Annotated in this window: 14 protein-coding genes; 12 read left to right on the top strand and 2 right to left on the bottom strand. The window is 46.0% G+C overall.

The window, feature by feature from the left end; all coding sequences use genetic code 11:
• Positions 1–63: 63 nt before the first annotated feature.
• The 6 genes from ACF8CV_RS22600 (at position 64) to ACF8CV_RS22575 (ending at position 6,735) form a co-directional block, all read left to right on the top strand.
• Complete coding sequence (locus tag ACF8CV_RS22600) at positions 64–1,446, top strand: di-heme oxidoredictase family protein (protein WP_180758348.1); 1,383 nt, start codon at positions 64–66, stop codon at positions 1,444–1,446.
• A gap of 10 nt (positions 1,447–1,456) precedes the next feature.
• Positions 1,457–2,494, top strand: coding sequence for an imelysin family protein (locus ACF8CV_RS22595; protein WP_208870978.1), 1,038 nt, complete (start codon positions 1,457–1,459; stop codon positions 2,492–2,494).
• Positions 2,475–3,557 carry a DUF1513 domain-containing protein gene (locus tag ACF8CV_RS22590; RefSeq protein WP_208870977.1) on the top strand — a complete coding sequence of 361 codons (1,083 nt, stop codon included), beginning with the start codon at positions 2,475–2,477 and terminating at the stop codon, positions 3,555–3,557. The genes ACF8CV_RS22595 and ACF8CV_RS22590 overlap by 20 nt, the downstream gene beginning before the upstream one ends.
• Before the next feature lie 152 nt (positions 3,558–3,709).
• The gene (locus ACF8CV_RS22585; protein WP_238988910.1) at positions 3,710–5,251 is read left to right on the top strand and encodes a murein L,D-transpeptidase; all 1,542 of its coding nucleotides are present in this window, start codon (positions 3,710–3,712) and stop codon (positions 5,249–5,251) included.
• 182 nt (positions 5,252–5,433) lie between these two features.
• Entirely contained in the window at positions 5,434–5,982 is a 549-nt protein-coding gene (locus tag ACF8CV_RS22580; RefSeq protein WP_005457820.1) for a DUF882 domain-containing protein, read from the top strand.
• A gap of 96 nt (positions 5,983–6,078) precedes the next feature.
• A complete protein-coding gene (locus ACF8CV_RS22575) occupies positions 6,079–6,735 on the top strand; it encodes an MBL fold metallo-hydrolase (RefSeq protein ID WP_208870976.1) in 657 nt (218 codons plus the stop codon).
• 20 nt (positions 6,736–6,755) lie between these two features.
• Here ACF8CV_RS22575 and ACF8CV_RS22570 read toward each other — a convergent pair whose 3' ends face one another.
• Positions 6,756–7,421: a DUF2982 domain-containing protein gene (locus ACF8CV_RS22570; protein ID WP_005457834.1), complete on the bottom strand. Its 666-nt coding sequence runs from the start codon at positions 7,419–7,421 to the stop codon at positions 6,756–6,758.
• Positions 7,422–7,691: 270 nt separating this feature from the next.
• Here ACF8CV_RS22570 and ACF8CV_RS22565 point away from each other — a divergent pair, with 270 nt between their 5' ends.
• The 6 genes from ACF8CV_RS22565 (at position 7,692) to ACF8CV_RS22540 (ending at position 13,722) form a co-directional block, all read left to right on the top strand.
• Positions 7,692–8,081, top strand: coding sequence for a hypothetical protein (locus tag ACF8CV_RS22565; protein WP_005490722.1), 390 nt, complete (start codon positions 7,692–7,694; stop codon positions 8,079–8,081).
• Between the two features lie 487 nt (positions 8,082–8,568).
• On the top strand, positions 8,569–9,657 hold the full coding sequence (locus tag ACF8CV_RS22560) for a TRAP transporter substrate-binding protein (protein ID WP_208870975.1): 1,089 nt from the start codon (positions 8,569–8,571) through the stop codon (positions 9,655–9,657).
• 125 nt (positions 9,658–9,782) lie between these two features.
• The gene (locus ACF8CV_RS22555; RefSeq protein ID WP_021448880.1) at positions 9,783–10,322 is read left to right on the top strand and encodes a TRAP transporter small permease subunit; all 540 of its coding nucleotides are present in this window, start codon (positions 9,783–9,785) and stop codon (positions 10,320–10,322) included.
• A gap of 12 nt (positions 10,323–10,334) precedes the next feature.
• Positions 10,335–11,621, top strand: coding sequence for a TRAP transporter large permease subunit (locus ACF8CV_RS22550; protein WP_138937541.1), 1,287 nt, complete (start codon positions 10,335–10,337; stop codon positions 11,619–11,621).
• A 114-nt stretch (positions 11,622–11,735) separates the two neighbouring features.
• On the top strand, positions 11,736–13,100 hold the full coding sequence (locus ACF8CV_RS22545; RefSeq protein WP_005458065.1) for a cache domain-containing protein: 1,365 nt from the start codon (positions 11,736–11,738) through the stop codon (positions 13,098–13,100).
• Complete coding sequence (locus tag ACF8CV_RS22540) at positions 13,084–13,722, top strand: response regulator transcription factor (RefSeq protein WP_005458063.1); 639 nt, start codon at positions 13,084–13,086, stop codon at positions 13,720–13,722. Before ACF8CV_RS22545 ends, ACF8CV_RS22540 begins: the two co-directional genes overlap by 17 nt.
• Positions 13,723–13,759: 37 nt before the next feature.
• On the opposite strand, the gene cosR is transcribed toward ACF8CV_RS22540, so the two are convergent.
• Complete coding sequence (gene cosR / locus ACF8CV_RS22535; protein WP_005494763.1) at positions 13,760–14,236, bottom strand: MarR family transcriptional regulator CosR; 477 nt, start codon at positions 14,234–14,236, stop codon at positions 13,760–13,762.
• Positions 14,237–14,395 lie beyond the last annotated feature (159 nt).

The following is a 14,395-nucleotide window of genomic DNA, read 5'->3' as shown; positions in this document are numbered from 1 at the left end:
GGCTCATCGTGAGCCCTTTTGCCGTTAGAGCTCGTTGTTATCCATTCATATAAGAGCAGTGATATGAAGCCATACCTACTTTCCGCCTTTGCCGCGATCCTTTCGACTTCTGCCATGGCTTACGATGTTAAGTCTGGTGGCAACACCAGTGTCAAAAAAGACGGTGCTAATGCCTATTCATTACCCGCGACGAACTTGCCAATGAGTAAGCGACTTGATTTTAGTGTGGGCAATAGTTTTTTCCGTAACCCATGGGTGCAAGCGCCAGCGACTACAGATGCAAGAGACGGCCTTGGCCCGCTTTTCAACACCAATGGTTGTCAGAATTGCCACATAAAAGATGGCCGTGGGCATCCTCCTGAAAAAGACGACATTCATGCCGTGTCTATGTTGGTGCGTTTGAGTATCCCGGCGATGACGCTAGAGCAGAAGAAAGCTTACATCATGGATGGCGGTATTCCGGAGCCTACGTATGGTGGGCAACTGCAAGATTTTGCTCTGCAAGACCAAGCGCCTGAGGGCAAAATTGCTATTACTTATACGGACGTTCCCGTTGAGTTTAAAGATGGCAGCAAAGTGACGTTGAGAAAGCCTACGCTGAAAATTACCGATTTAGGTTATGGGGACATGCACCCTGATACGCAGTTTTCCGCTCGTGTCGCGCCACCTATGATTGGTTTAGGTTTGCTAGAAAGTATTCCTGATGAAACGTTGCTTAAGTGGGCAGACGAAAATGACAGTGATAGCGATGGCATCTCAGGCAAGGTGAATAAAGTTTGGGACATCGAAAAAGGCGACTTTTCGCTTGGCCGTTTTGGATGGAAAGCAGGACAACCAACGTTGATGCAGCAAAATGCGGCCGCGTTTAATGGTGATGTTGGTCTAACAAGTCACTTGTTCCCGAATGAAAATTGTACGGCGAAGCAATCCCTTTGTGAGGAGTTGCCAAATGGCGGCAAGCCAGAAGTAAGCCAAAACATACTCGACTTCGTAGAGTTTTACAGCCAACACTTAGCCGTGCCGATTCGTCGAAATGTGAATGATCCTGATGTCCAGCTTGGCCAAAAGATCTTTGCTGCTTCGGGGTGCGAAAGCTGTCATAAAACCAGTGTAAAAACGACAAAACGAGCAGACCGGCCTGCGCTTTCAGAGCAACTTATCCACCCGTATACCGATCTGCTGTTGCATGACATGGGAGAGGGCCTTGCTGATCATCGACCTGAATATCTTGCCAATGGCCGTGAATGGCGTACGCCACCACTTTGGGGGATTGGTTACACAGAAGAAGTGAACGGTCACACATATTTCTTACATGATGGTCGAGCTCGTAACTTGATGGAAGCGGTGCTTTGGCATGGTGGTGAAGCGGAACAAGCGAAACAAAACGTGCTATCGCTTAACCAAAAAGAACGTGACGCATTGATTGCGTTTCTGAACTCTCTGTAAGGATGTAACCATGAAGAAAACAACATTAATGAGCGCTGTTGTTGCAACGCTAAGCTTAGTTGGTTGCCAATCGACAACGAGCTCATCGGATGAACAACCAGAGCAAACTAGCCATATTTCTCAAGCTGTTTACGAAGTGGAGTTTCATGCTGCTCAGTCATTTTTAAACCAAGCTTCGCAGTTAGAACAGAGCTTTGCTGATTTTTGTTCGGCGCCGAAAAATGACGTGGAACCAGTACAACAACAGTGGCACAGCACCATGCTGGCTTGGATGGCGCTTCAAGGACAGGAACGTGGCCCAGCGACTGCGCTGGAGCAAAGCTGGAACGTACAATTCTGGCCCGATAAAAAAAATACCACCGGGCGTAAAATGTCGGCGCTGACTAAAGCCGATAAAGTTTGGACAGTGGAAGAGATCTCGACACAAAGCGTGACTGTGCAAGGTCTGGGGGCGTTGGAATGGTTACTTTATGATGATGCATCCACGCTTAATACCAATAGCAATGTATGTGCCTCAGGTGTTGCTATTGCCGAAAACTTGCACGATAAAGCACAGATCATCGCGAATTCTTGGGCTCAAAACCCGTGGAAGTCTTTGCAAAAGACAGAGTGGGAATCGGAGTACATTTCGCTGCTTTCTAACCAGCTAGAATACAGCATGAAAAAGCTCAGCCGTCCGCTAGCCAAGATAGGGCATCCTCGTCCTTACTTCTCGGAGTCTTGGCGCTCAGAAACCTCGCTCTCTAACTTAAAAGCTAACTTAGAAAGCTTGCATCAGTTGTATTTTGCGAACGGTAAAGGTTTAGATGCGCTGTTAAGGGCGCAAGGTAAAACGCAATTGGCGGATCGCGTCGCGTATCAGTTTGACATGGCTTTAGAGACTTGGCCTGAAGATAAAAGCCTGTTCTCTGCACTACAAAGTGTGGACGGATATCGTTTGGCTCTCGCGCAATACAACAAGCTAGAACAACTTAAATACCTCATCCATGAAGAGGTGGCTATCGAGCTTGGTGTCGTTATAGGGTTTAATGCAACCGATGGAGACTGATCAAACCCGCCGAACGCTTCTAAAAGCGGCACTATTTGGAGCGGCAACTCCCGTGTTGCCGTTTGGTTGTGCGGCGACAACAAAGCGAGAGCCCGCATTGATTGGTTGTTCCATTGTCGGGCGAGATAAGTTTGCTACCGTGGTGGCTGATGAACATGGTATGCCTATTTCGACGTTACCTATCCCTGAACGTGGACATGGCGTGGCGACCAATCAGCATGGCCACGCAGTTGTTTTTGGTCGACGTCCTGGCACTTTCTTTATGGTGTTCGACTATCGAACAGAGCAAATGGTCAAGTTGGAACTGGCAAAACCGGAGCGCCATTTTTACGGCCACGGCGTTTATTCTCACGATGGTCTTTATCTCTTCGCTACGGAAGGCGAAAGAGGCACTAGCCGAGGCATCATTGGTGTTTACGATGTTCAAAACCAATACCGAAAAATCGCTGAGTTATCGGGATTCGGCATTGGGCCTCATGAAGTGATCATGATGCCCGATGGCACGTTAGCGATTGGTGTGGGTGGAGTGCATACTAATGGCCGTGAGCCTTTGAATTTGGACAGCATGACGCCAAGCTTGAGCTACCTTTCGCAAAACGGCGAGTTGCTTGATCAAGTTGCGTTGCCGGATCATAAGCTGAGCATTCGTCATCTTGCGCATGATGGTTCAGAAACGGTGTTGTGCGGCCAGCAATATCGCGGAGAACCTGACGAATATCCTGCTTTGCTCGCCATGCATACGCGTGGAGGAGAGATGCAAACACTGCAAGCAGAACCTGAAGAATGGGCACGCTTTAATCACTATATAGCCAGTATTGCTGCAACCAATGATTGGATTTTAGCAACATCACCTCCGGGCAGTTGTTATGGCATTTGGTCTAAAGAAACGGGCAAGCTGGTGGAGCTGAATGCACTGCCAGATGCGTCTGGTGTGGTGATTTACGGCGATGAGTTTCGCGTCAGTTCTGGAGCGGGAAAAGTCGTTGAACAGAAACCTTCGCAATTCAAAAACGCATACTCAAGCGGTGTTCAATGGGACAATCATTGGTCACGAATTATTTAAAAAGTTCAATAAATAATCTCTTATTGAGAGATTTGTTGTCGATTTCGTCACCAGATTCTTAATTTTAAACCTGCAAGCTGTGAGATATTTGCCATACTTTTTTTATGGCAAGTAGCGCAAGGATCGTTTCAGTGTTTGCTAGGGTTTTAATAATGACGGCACTTATGGTGCCGTTTTGCAGCTTTTCTACCGTGGTTTCTCTCGATGCTTCAGCCCAAACGGAGCAAGAAGGGGCCGTAGAGCAGTTGTCTGTCGAAAAAATGATCCATTATCCAACGGTGATTGATCAACTTTATCAAAGTACGAATTACCGTTTGAATTGGGAAAATGAGAGCGATGTTGAACAGTTCATTTTTCAGATGAAACTGGTCGCGCTTGCTGACGTTTCCAAAGAGTTTGACAACCAACTGCATCGTATTAACCAAGTAAGATGGAAAGGAGACAACCTTGACTTCGATTTGGTGATGACCGATTCCCTCCTTATGTACCTCAGCTATCTTGAGCAGGTTCCTCAAGAAGGCGTTAACTGGTTGTTTGCAAATAAAGCCCATGTGAGCTTTCCTGCGCCTAGTGTGGATACGCTATCGGTACTGAGCAATGAGATCACGGTAGGGAAGCTGGATCAGTTTTTAGCCAGCTTGCGCTCGCCTTTGCAAATGGATGCTTCATTTAATACGGCATTTGCTTCGCTTTCTGAATTCTCGCAATATCAATATCCTTTCTATGAGCAAAAAGGTCTGTTGCGCGTCGGCGATCCGATAGAAAACAAATCAACCCTTGTTGAACGCATGGCGATCGTCGGAGTGGATGTCAGTTACATCGATTCAGAAATACCGCAATACGATGAAAATTTGGAGCTGGCGGTGAAAGAATTCCAGCGTATTCATGGCTTGAACCAAGATGGCGTAATTGGTCCGAACACCATTCGTTGGATCAACTTCTCTCCTCAACAACGTTTGCACTTGCTGGCATTGAATGCGGAGCGTTCTCGTATTTGGGCGAAAGAACGAGACAATGTCGTGTTTGTGAACGTGCCGGGTTATGAAGTTACGTACTGGCATGATGGTCAGCCACTGTTTGAATCAAAAGTTGTGGTTGGTCGAGCTTCAAGAAAAACCCCAATCATGACTGGAACGCTAGATTCGGTGATCTTAAATCCAACTTGGAATGTGCCTTGGAAAATCATGGTGAAAGACATCATTCCAAAAGTGAAACGCAATCCGATGTATTTAATGGAACATAACATTCAAATCATCCGTTCTTGGACGTCGCGCGAAATCATCGATCCAACCACGATCAACTGGGCAACAGTTAATCCAAGAACCTTCCCGTACCGCATGCGTCAGGCTTCTGGTTCGCACAATGCGTTGGGTTTGTACAAGTTCAACATGCCGAACCCACAAGCCATATATCTACACGACACTCCAAGTAAAAACTTGTTCCAACAAGATAGAAGGGCGTTTAGCTCGGGTTGTGTTCGAGTAGAAAACGCCGATCAACTTGCAGAGCTTTTGTTCAAAACTCAAGGTTTGGAAGAGCGTTTAGAGAAAAAGCGGGAAAGCGCTCGTTCATCAACGACTTCGGTGCCACTAGGGGAACGTATTCCGGTACACATCATCTACCAAACAGCTTGGTTGGAAGAAGGTACGCTGTATTACCGAGATGACATCTACAAATACGACCATCAAGGCTAAGCCAGCCATGGCTCGTAAATTTAAGAAAATTTACAATTCTAAAAAATCGTTTTCTGTTCAATAAGTAAACAAAAAATTCAGCGCGACTTCGATATTCCGGACCAATTTATGCATTTGACGAGATAAATTGGTTTCGGTATCGTCCGCTTTCTTTGTTTAGTAATTGAGCAGTGTTTTTGTTTATGGTAAGTCGTAATTTTTCTCGCCGTGATTTCCTTAAAATGACCGCTGGTGGTGTCGTACTGGCGTCTGCAATGCCTACACTTTCATGGGCTTCACTTCCGGATGAACCACGCGTGTTAGCCATGAATAACTTGAATACGGGTGAGCTTCTCGAGACGTGCTACTTCGATGGCAATCGCTACGTCGGCAAAGAATTGCAGCGTTTGAATGAGTTCTGCCGTGATCATCGCCGTAATGAAGTGCATCCAATGGATAAACGTCTGTTCGATCAAATCAGCCAAATTCAAAAGCTCATCGGTACTGAATCTGAAGTTATCGTGATTTCTGGCTACCGTTCTCCAGTGACCAATGCATCCCTGCGCAGCGGTTCTACTGGTGTTGCTAAGAAGAGTCTACACATGGAAGGGAAGGCAATTGATTTTCGTCTCGATGGTGTAAAGCTTTCTACGGTACGCGATGCGGCAATCAGTTTGAAGGCTGGTGGTGTTGGATACTATCCGGGTAGTAACTTTGTCCACATTGATACGGGTGCAGTGCGCAGTTGGTAAGCCTATTTTAGGGCTGGCGTAAGTCTTGAAGTCGCCTAGGGTTAGTGTCATAGTTGCGGCAGTTTTAACGCAAATTTATTCGGTAATAGGTTATCTATGGCTCTGAAATACCAAGTTGTCCCAGTGACTTCTTTTTCTCAAAACTGTTCTATCGTTTGGTGTGACGAAACGATGAAAGGCATCGTTGTTGACCCAGGCGGTGACGAAAAACAGCTTGCAATGCTCATCAAAGAGCTGGGTGTTGATGTGGTGAAATTGGTATTGACCCATGGTCACTTAGATCATGTTGGCGGTACTGAGCCATTATCAGCGCTGTTAGGCGGAACAGAAATCGTTGGTCCGCACAAAGCGGATAACTTCTGGCTACAAGGTTTGGAAGGGCAAAGCAAAATGTTCGGTTTCCCTCTAACTGAGGCATTTGAGCCGAATCAATGGTTGAATGAAGGTGACGTTGTCACTTTTGGTAATCAAAAACTGAATGTTATCCATACCCCCGGCCATACGCCAGGTCACGTAGTGCTTTATAGCGAAGAAGCGCATTTAGCGTTTGTTGGTGATGTTCTGTTTAACGGTAGCATTGGTCGTACTGACTTCCCTCAAGGTGACTTCAATACGTTGATTAGTTCAATTAAAGAGAAACTTTGGCCTCTAGGTAACGATGTTACATTTGTACCGGGTCATGGTCCTCAATCTACCTTCGGTCACGAGCGCAAAACCAACCCGTTTGTTGCTGACGAGATGCCACTATACTAGCGCCTTGTCTGTACTTGTTACTATTCTGGCTCGGCGGCCGCTAAGTATCGCCGAGTCAGCCCTACAAATTCGTCGGCTTCCCTGTCTAAATCACTGGCAGAAATAAACACATCATAGCCGTAAAATTCTCTCTGATACTTCATTCTATTCGCCAGCATGGCTTGCAAACCGTCGTATTGTTTTCCCGCTTTGCTAGTGTACGGTTGTGGGTCGAGCACCATATCTTCAAATTTCTCTTCACAATGGTTCTGCCTTGCGCCCAAATACAACAAAGCGCGTTGGCTAAGTAAAATCTCCGTCGCGATACGCGGGCAAATTGCATCAAGGTAAGGGGAATAGTGCTTCAAGCGGATGCCTATCCACGGGAGCGGTTGATGCCAACCGTCTTGTTGATAACTGCATATACCAATGGACTCAATATTTCGCCAACGGACAACCCAACCGCCTTTAAACAGGTGTTGCTGAAAGTGCGAGGCGGTCAGTGTGAAAGTGACTTGGCTTTTCTTAATCATCAGGACGGCGAAACCGACGATGATTGCCATCAAAATGACGGAAAGCATTGCTTGTTTCCAACCCGGAGAAATCACGACAAGAAATAGTGTAATGAGCGCTACCAGCAACAAAATCAATCTGTTGATTGGCGAATCAGACTTGAAGTGTGAATTTGTTAGATGCAGCGTTTCCATGCTCATACCTCAATGAATACTCTAAATAAAATCGAGATTTCTTGATATGCAGCTTGATGCTTTTAATCAGAACGAAACCTCTGTTTTTATACCCAGTATTCAATAAATCCGTTCACAAATGATCTGTTTAAATAGTAGACGTTCTAAGCTTTGAGCGCATTTTTCGTAGCGTTTCGCCGCTAAAACCTACAAATCGATTGTAAATTTTGGTATAAAACGCGCTTCAAATTTTCATCCCTGCTGAGATGCAGTGAACTGGAGAAATATTCAATGAGACTTGCTCATAAGCGTAAAGTGCAGATGAAACTGCAAAAACGCATTAAAGCGACAGTAGCAAACCTAGCTGCAGCACCAAAAACAGCAAAGCCTGTTGCGGAAAAAGCAGCAGTAAAACCTGTTGTGGAGAAAGCAGTAGCTGAGAAGAAAGTAGCTGCAGCGAAAACTGTTGATGTTGCACTTACTCCTAAGCAACAACAAGTACTAGACATCGTTGTAGCGAATGCTGAAGGTATCAACCCTAAAGGCATCGGTTTAGCAGCGGGTCAAGAAGACGCTAAAGCAGCATCATGGGCTACTGGCGCACTGAAGAAGCTTCTTGAAGAAAACCTAGTTCAAAAAGAGCAGTTGGCAGGTAACAAAGTTATCTACAAAGCAGTTTAATTACCGCTATTGTTCTGTTTTTATACAATGCCTCGGTGATCGCCGAGGTATTTTTTTGCCCTAATTTCTTAACTTTCCCTTCTAAACAAGCGTGTATTTTAGCGATACAAAAATGGCGTTTGTCACATTTTTTTAAATACTGTGTAAATTTTTTGGCAAGTTAATACGTAAGTAGCTTTCCAAATAATGCCTTTCATGCCTGATTCATAACTTAATGATTTAAGGCGTTATAACATTACCACCATCTAATCTCCTACGTATAAATACGTAATACTAAGGGCTAATCAGGTTATTGATACTAAGATAACTTGCGTGTTCACGCCCATTTCGAATTAGACAACATTGTTACATCTTTATACCCAAGTTACTTCAAGCGTCGCTACTCGGCTCGTGTTTTGACATGAGAATGGTGCTGGTCAGCTTGTCGTACTTCAAATCCGCATGAAATGGATGACAACAATAACCTTGGTGACAAAGGACGTGAACGATGAGTCTTATCCAAAAATCTTTGAAACGAGTGCTCAAAATGACTGCCGTAGTGGCAGCGATGACATTCGTGGCAACTTCTGCAAGTGCTGCTGAAAAAGTATATCGCCTAAAGCTGGCTGAAACGTGGGGGCCTAACTTCCCAATCTTTGGCGACACGACGAAAAATATGGCGAAAATGGCAGAGGAAATGTCAAACGGTCGTCTACAAATTCGTATCGACTCTGCGAACAAACACAAAGCACCATTTGGCGTATTCGACATGGTGAAATCCGGCCAATACGACATGGGACACTCTGCGTCTTATTACTGGAAAGGCAAAGTGCCAAACACGCTTTACTTCACTTCTATGCCTTTCGGAATGTTGCCGACAGAACAATACGCATGGTTCTACTACGGTGGCGGAATTGAGTTGATGGAAAAGGTTTACTCTCCGCACAACTTGATGTCTTTCCCTGGTGGTAACACCGATGTTCAGATGGGCGGCTGGTTCCAAAAAGAAATTAAGTCGGTCGATGACCTGCAAGGGTTGAAGATGCGTATTCCGGGTTTTGCGGGTGAAATCTTGGCAGAATTAGGCGCGAAGCCAACCAACATTGCACCGGGTGAGCTTTATACCTCACTTGAGCGTCGTACTATCGATGCGTTGGAGTGGGTAGGTCCGTCTTTGGACTTGCGTATGGGCTTTCACAAAATTGCGCCTTACTACTACACAGGTTGGCATGAGCCTGCGACTGAGCTTCAGTTCCTCGTCAATAAGCGAACTTGGGAGCGTCTACCGGATGATCTGAAAGCAATTCTCCAAGTCGCGATGAAAACCGCTGCGTACGACATGTACACGCAATCGAAGCATGAAAGCGGCAAAAACTGGGCATCTATTCAGTCTGAGTACCCAAATGTGGAAGTAAAAGATTTCCCACCTGAGGTGATGGATGCGCTGCGTGCTGCCAATGACAAGCTGCTTAAACAGCATGCTGAGGAAGATGCGTTGGCAAAAGAGATTCAAGAATCTCAAGCGAACTACATTAAGCAAGTTCGTCCATGGTCGAACATCTCGCACCGAGCGTACTTGAATAGCCAAGCGCAATAAAAACTCGGTCTGGCCAAATCGTATGATTTGGCCGACGAGGAAGCCCAAGAAAAATTTCAAATAAAAATCATAAAAACGCTCCGTAGATACTGCGGAGCCAACCCACACGTTCCATGGAGTTCGGAATGAGAAGCCTTATCTATATTGAGCGAATCTTCAACCGCTTTGGTGATTTTCTGGGGTGGTTATCCAGCATCCTCTTCATTTTGTTGTTGTTGAACGTGGTGTATGACGTTGTGATGCGTTACGTGTTTAACGACGTGTCTATCGCGTTTCAAGAAATGGAGTGGCACTTATTCTCTGCTGTCTTTTTGCTTGGCGTGCCTTATGCCATCAAATCCGGCGGTCACGTTCGAGTCGACATTTTTTATGAGCGACTGTCATATAAAGCGCAATCCGTCATCGACATCATCGGCACCCTGTTTTTCCTCTTTCCTTTTTGTTTGCTGGTCGCATGGTTTGGTATTGATTTCGCGAAAGAGAGTTATGCCTTGGGCGAGACGTCTGGTGACCCAGGTGGTTTACCGTATCGATGGATAATCAAAGGCATGATCCCGGTTTCTTTCTTATTTATGGCGGTGAGTGGCGTTGGTTTGCTGCTGCACTCAGTCAATAAAATCGTTAACCCTCATCTTATCTATGCCGGTAACAACGGTAAGTCGTAAAAGGAAGTCATTATGATCGGTATAGTGATGTTTTTTGTGGCGCTCTTTGCGCTACTGCTCGGGTTTCCCGTCGCGTTCACATTCGGCGGTATTGCTCTTATTTTTGGTGTTTGGGCAGAGGGCATGGACATGTTTGCCTTCATGCCATATCGAATTCAATCCATCATGGAAAACACGGTGCTGATGGCTGTACCGCTGTTTGTTTTCATGGGGCTCGTGCTGCAAAAAACGAAGCTAGCAGAGCAGCTGCTGGAATCGATGGGGCGTCTGTTTGGTGGCGTCCGTGGCGGCATCGCAATTTCGACGGTGCTGGTGGGCGCGCTACTTGCGGCATCGACTGGCGTAGTGGGAGCATCAGTGGTGGCCATGGGGTTGATCTCGCTGCCTGTGATGCTCAAATACAACTATGACAAAGGCCTCGCGTGCGGAACCATTTGTGCTTCAGGTACGTTGGGGCAAATTATTCCTCCTTCCATCGTACTCATTTTGCTCGGCGATGTGCTTGGCGTGCCAGTGGGAGATTTGTTCCAAGCGGCCGTGTGGCCGGGTATCGCGCTAGTGGGTGCATACGTTGTTTACATCCTTATTTACGCCAAGCTTAACCCTGAAGCAGCGCAGCCGATTGAACGTGATGAGTCACTCAGCCGCAGGGAAGAAGTGATCAAGGCGCTGAAAGCTGTATTACCACCATTGGCGTTGATCATTGTTGTGTTGGGCTCCATCTTTGCCGGTGTTGCAACGCCAACGGAATCGGCAGCACTGGGCGGGGCTGGGGCGATTGTTCTCGCCGTACTGTACAAGCAATTTAGTTGGTCAATGGTCTACGATGCGTCGAAAGAGACGGTTAAAGTGACCGCGATGGTGTTCGCGATTTTGCTGGGTGCGACGGCGTTTTCGATGGCGTTTACGTATACAGGCGGTGACTATCTGGTTGAAGAATGGATGTTGCAGATCCCGGGTGAGAAGTGGGGCTTCTTGATCATTACGATGATTGTGATTTTGATTCTGGGCTTCTTTATCGACTTCGTTGAAATCTGTTTCATCATCGTTCCTATTATCGCACCGGTTGCTGAGCTGCTCGGCATCAACATGACGTGGTTTGCTATTCTCATCGCGATGAACTTACAAACCTCCTTCTTAACACCGCCATTTGGCTTCAGCTTGTTCTATTTGAAAGGGGTTGCGCCTGCAGGCGTGACTACACGGGATATTTATCGTGGCGTGATGCCATTCATTGCGATTCAAATTCTCGTCCTTGGCTCCTTACTGTTTTTCCCAAGTTTCTACGGCATGGGTTAATGGGTAAGGAATAAAAGAGATTTTGTGAGCTGAGAGTCTTCACCTTTTGAGACAAGTTGTTAAGCTGCTCTTGGGGCATATTGACCCTTTGGGCAGCGTTTCATGGAGGGAAGGATGCCTCTCAAAGCCAAGTTAATTTTACTGACACTGATTCCGGTGGTTTTAGTGTCGGCAAGCATCAGTTGGATTTCCATTTATCAGGCCAAAACATTGGGTCAACGAGAGGTGGAGATCTTCCATCAAAACCTCATTCAATCCAAAGAAGCGGCGCTCAAAGATACCGTTGATGTCGCATTTGATGCCATTTCCCACATTTACAACGATTCGACGATTGAAGAACGTGTCGCCAAAGCGCGAGTGAAGGCCATTCTCAATCGCCTAACTTACGGCTCTGACGGGTACTTCTTTGCTTACGATAAACACGGCACTAATCTCGTACATCCCGTTCTTCCTGAATTGGTTGGGGAGAACTTACTTCACCTAGAAGACGAAAATGGCGACAGGCTTATAGAAGCGTTGCTTTACCAAGCGCAATCCGGAGGCGGCTTTCACCAATACTTGTGGCAGAAACCCTCGACTGGCGACATTGTACCCAAGCTCAGTTACGCCGCATGGTTGGATAAATGGGAGTGGATGATTGGCACTGGTCTTTACATTGAAGATGTCAGCCAAGAAGTCGCGAACATGCGTGCTGCGGTGAACAAAAACATCGAGACCACGTTTTTTTCCGTGGTGGTGATTTTGGTGGTCACCGTGGCGGTGATCATTGTGCTGACTTTAGCCATCAATTTACATGAGCATCGACTTGCCGATAAAAACCTCAAAGAACTTGCCCACAAAACGGTGATGTTTCAAGAAGATGAGAAGAAGCATTTAGCGCGCGAGTTGCACGATGGGATCAATCAGCTTCTGGTATCGAGTAAATGTCATTTGGATTTAATGAGCCATCGATTGCAAGATGAAAAGCTCAAGTCGCATCTCGACAAATCACAACGCTCTTTGGTGACGGCAATTAATGAAGTGCGGCACATTTCCCATCAACTTCGCCCAAGCGCATTGGATGATATCGGTTTGGAAGCTGCGTTGACGACATTGCTGCAAGATTTTCATTCACACTCTGGGATTGATATCGACAGCCATTTTGACACTCAACAGCACAAGTTGACCTCCGAAGTCGCAACAACGTTGTACCGAGTTGCGCAAGAGTCGCTAAATAACATTGAAAAGCATGCAAAAGCGAAAAAAGTGACGGTTATTTTGCAAAAAATGGGCAATATGCTGCAATTACTCATTAGAGACGATGGCGTAGGGTTTGTCGTCAACCAAGCTGTGCATCGCCAAGGGATTGGTTTGCGCAACATGCAAGAACGTGTGGAGTTTATTGGTGGCGAGTTCGAACTCATGAGTGAGCTTGGTTTAGGCACGGAAATTACCGTGCTTTTGAATTTGGATGAATTAGTTTATGGACAAACCGATTAGTGTGGTGATCGTCGATGATCACCAAGTGGTGTTAGATGGATTTATCGCGCGTTTAGAGCTGGAGCCGGATATTGATGTGATTGGCACGGCAAGCAACGGCTTGGAAGCGATTGAGGTCGTTAAGCATTTGCGACCGGATGTTGTACTTATGGACATCAGCATGCCAATCATGAATGGCATCGAAGCAACGGGTGTGATTAAAGAGGAATTACCAGAGAGTAAAATTCTCATGCTTACGATGCATGATAACCGCGAATACATCATGAAAGTGATGCAGGCAGGGGCGGTGGGGTACATGCTCAAGGAAATTTCAGCCGAGAAAATGGTGCAAGCCATCAAAACCGTGAACCAAGGTTCAACCTATTTTTGCGAGTCCGTAACTCAGACGCTCTTTACGCAAGAAATCAAACCCGCTCATCATAAACCCAATCCGCTTAGTCGACGAGAAGAGGCGGTCTTGAGGTTGGTGGCACAAGGCAATAGCAGTAAGAAAATCGCGACGTTACTCAATATCAGCTATCGAACAGTAGAAACGCATCGTCACAACATCAAACATAAATTAGATTTGCATTCGACAGCGGAATTAGCCAAATACGCATTTGAAACGGGGCTGACGGAATAAAAAAGTGCCCGTTTAATACGAGCACTTAAAGAGGTGATTATTCTGGTTTGGTGATGCTGCCGATTTCTAGAAGAGGCGCTACATCGATGTCTTCTGCGTTCATCATGGTGGAGATGCGCTGGACAGAAGAAAGCAGCAATGTTTGTTCCCACTCTTCCAATTTTTGGAATCGATTGATGAAGTGTTCTTGCAGCGGAGTTGGCGCCTGTCTCAGAGCTTCTTCGCCCTTCTCGGTAAGTACCGCATGTACCTTACGTTTATCTTCAACGCTACGACGACGCTCAACGAGTTGATTGCGTTCTAATCTGTCCAAAATCGTGGTCGCAGTTGCTTGACTCATATTGGTGTGGTTAGACAACTGCTTGATAGTCACGTTATCTAACTCATTGATAGCACGCATCAAAATCAATTGCGGAGCGGTCAATCCCGACTCTTTGCTCAGCTTTTTAGAATGTAAATCAATAGCGCGGATGATCTGACGAATCGAGACCAATACTTCTTCGTACTTTTCCAATTTTTTCATCCAGTCTGTAGGGAACATGTAACGACGCGACACTAACTCAAATGCGCTGTTATTTAAAGGGCTGCAGTCAAAATTTAGGTCGACATTTTTCAACTATTTATTTGTCTTTGGTGATTTCTTTTTATTCGCTCGTGCAACTGAAACAGAAAG

This window comes from Vibrio sp. zbq_1, assembly GCF_043102935.1.
In the GTDB taxonomy this organism is placed as follows: domain Bacteria; phylum Pseudomonadota; class Gammaproteobacteria; order Enterobacterales; family Vibrionaceae; genus Vibrio; species Vibrio parahaemolyticus.
This window is presented reverse-complemented; position numbering and strand designations above follow the sequence as displayed.